Annotated in this window: 1 pseudogene; it reads left to right on the forward strand. The window is 42.7% G+C overall.

What is annotated here, in order from left to right:
• A pseudogene (locus QUB52_RS28885) lies at positions 1–2,835 on the forward strand (ATP-binding protein); the annotation flags it as partial.
• Between the last annotated feature and the right edge of the window lie 76 nt (positions 2,836–2,911).

Genomic DNA, 2,911 nt, shown 5'->3' on the forward strand with positions numbered 1-2,911 from the left:
CGGATTATACATAAAGACATCAAACCCGCCAATATTCTTATTAATCCAGAAACCAAACAAGTCAAATTAATTGACTTCAGTATTGCATCTTTACTACCACGAGAAACCCAAACCCTGATTAATCCCAATGTCTTAGAAGGAACCCTAGCTTATATTTCTCCCGAACAAACAGGAAGAATGAATCGGGGAATTGACTACCGCACAGATTTTTATTCCTTGGGTGTAACTTTCTACGAATTACTCACGGGAGAATTACCATTTCAATCAAATGACCCGATGGAATTAGTACATTCTCATATTGCCAAACAATCACCAAATATGAATCAACCTCACCCCAACAGGTTGCCGTTGGCGGGTGAGGTTGATTTTCCTATTCCCCAAGTCCTTTGTGATATCGTCATGAAACTGATGACCAAAAATGCTGAAGATAGATATCAAAGTGCTTTAGGATTAAAATATGATTTAGAAAAATGTTTAACTCAACTTCAAGAAACTGGTGAAATTCAGAGTTTTGAAATAGCTCAGAGGGATCTGTGCGATCGCTTCCTCATCCCCGACAAACTCTATGGAAGAGAAGCCGAAGTATCAACCCTACTCCAAGCGTTTGAACGTGTTAGCCAATGTGCAACAGAAATGATGCTGGTAGCTGGGTTTTCGGGAATTGGTAAAACTGCGGTTGTCAACGAAGTGCATAAACCAATTGTTAGACAACGGGGTTATTTTATCAAAGGCAAATATGACCAATTTAATCGGAATATCCCCTTCTCAGCCTTTGTGCAAGTATTCCGTGATTTAATGGGGCAGTTGCTTAGTGAAAGCGACACCGAACTACATATCTGGAAAACTCAGATTCTTCAGGCTCTAGGGGACAATGGGCAGGTAATTATCGAAGTCATTCCCGAATTAGAACGCATTATTGGTAAGCAAGCACCTGCGACAGAATTATCAGGAACGGCGGCACAAAATAGATTTAATTTACTATTTCAAAAGTTCATTCAAGTCTTCACAACTAAAGAACATCCCTTAGTGATATTTTTGGATGATTTACAGTGGGCTGATTCTGCCTCACTCAATTTGATGCAAATTTTGATGAACGAGTTGGAAAGCCACTATTTATTGATGATCGGGGCTTACCGAGATAATGAAGTTTCACCGGCGCATCCCTTAATGTTGACCTTAGATGCTGTAGCCAAAGCCAACGCCACCATCAATACCATTACTTTGGGTTCCCTCAGTCAGGGTAGCTTAAACCAGCTAGTCGCTGACACGCTCAACTGCCATATTTTGAGCGCGGAAGCCTTAGCAGAACTGATTGCTGTCAAAACAAAAGGTAATCCCTTTTTTGCTACTCAGTTTCTCAAAGCATTGTATGAAGATGGATTGATTCAGTTCGATCGCAACCTGGGACATTGGCAGTGTGATCTAGCAGAGATTCGCTCTGTTGCCATGTCCGATGATGTTGTGGAATTTATGGCATCACAGTTACAAAAACTGCCCTCTGATACGCAATATATTCTGAAATTAGCCGCTTGTATTGGCGCACAGTTCGATTTGAATACTCTGGCGATCGTCTCTGAGCAATCTGAATCTGATGTCGCCGTCGCCCTTTGGAAAGCCTTGCAGGAAGGGTTAATCATCCCCCAAAGTGAAATTTATAAGTTCTACGTGGGCGAACTAGATACAACCCAAAACACACAAACTGAAACGCTCAATTATAAGTTTTTGCACGATCGCGTCCAACAAGCTGCCTATTCCCTCATTCCTGACGATCGGAAACAAATTACCCATCTGCAAATAGGTCAACTTTTGCTGCAAGATGCGTCACCGAGTACAAAGGAAGAGAAACTGTTTGATATTGTCAATCATCTTAATATTGGCAGATATCTGATAATTCAACCGTCGGAACGGACAGAATTAGCACAACTGAATTTGAACGCTGGAGGTAAGGCGAAAAATTCCACAGCCTACGCCGCCGCAATGGATTATCTAAAAATAGGGATTGAGCTATTACAAGCAGACTGCTGGAAAACAGAGTACGAATTAGCATTGAACCTCCATGTGGCAGCAACGGAAGCCAGTTATTTGAATGGTGATTTTGAGGATATGGAACATCTTGCTGTATTAGTATTGCAGCAGGCGCAGACAATTTTCGACAAAGTGAAAATCTACGAAATTCAAATTGCGGCGCAAACAGCCCAAAGCCAGATGTTAGCAGCGATCGCAGTGGGAAGAAACGCCCTAGCCCAATTGGGAGTAGAACTCGGCACGGAAGTAGACGAAGCCAAGATTGGTAAAGTCTTACAATATCTTGACAACCAACTTCAGGGAAGAGAAATTAGCGAGTTGATTGATTTGCCTGTGATGAGCGATCCCGTTACTCTTGCTGCGATGCAACTGTTAGGCACCTTGTTTGCCCCCGTACTCCAAAGAATGCCTGGATTATTGCCTCTGTTGAGTGCGACGATGGTGAGGTTGTCCATCCAGTTTGGTAATGCACCCACTTCGACAGTTGGTTACGCGATTCATGGCATGGTACTGTGTGCTTTTTTGGGCGAAGTTCAAACAGGCTATAAGTTTGGCTCCTTAGCGCTCTCATTGCTGGAGCGATTTAATGTTCAGGCAATGAAGTCCATCACCCTCAGTCTGTTTGGGATTTTCATCCAACATCACCAGCAAGCACTCAGGGCAACGATACCGATGCTAAAAGAAAGCTACAGCACAGGCATGGAGACAGGTGATTTTCTCTTTGCTGGTTATGGGATCGCGTGTTATGGCAATATTGCGCTTTACTCAGGTGTAGACCTAGACACATTGGGCTATGAATTGATTGCTTACAGTAGACCTCCTGCGAAAATATCAAATGCTCGCCTGTTGTAATGATAAATACAGGTCATAATTGTAAATTCCTGCA

This window comes from Microcoleus sp. A6-C6 (genome assembly GCF_036705955.1).
In the GTDB taxonomy this organism is placed as follows: domain Bacteria; phylum Cyanobacteriota; class Cyanobacteriia; order Cyanobacteriales; family Microcoleaceae; genus Microcoleus.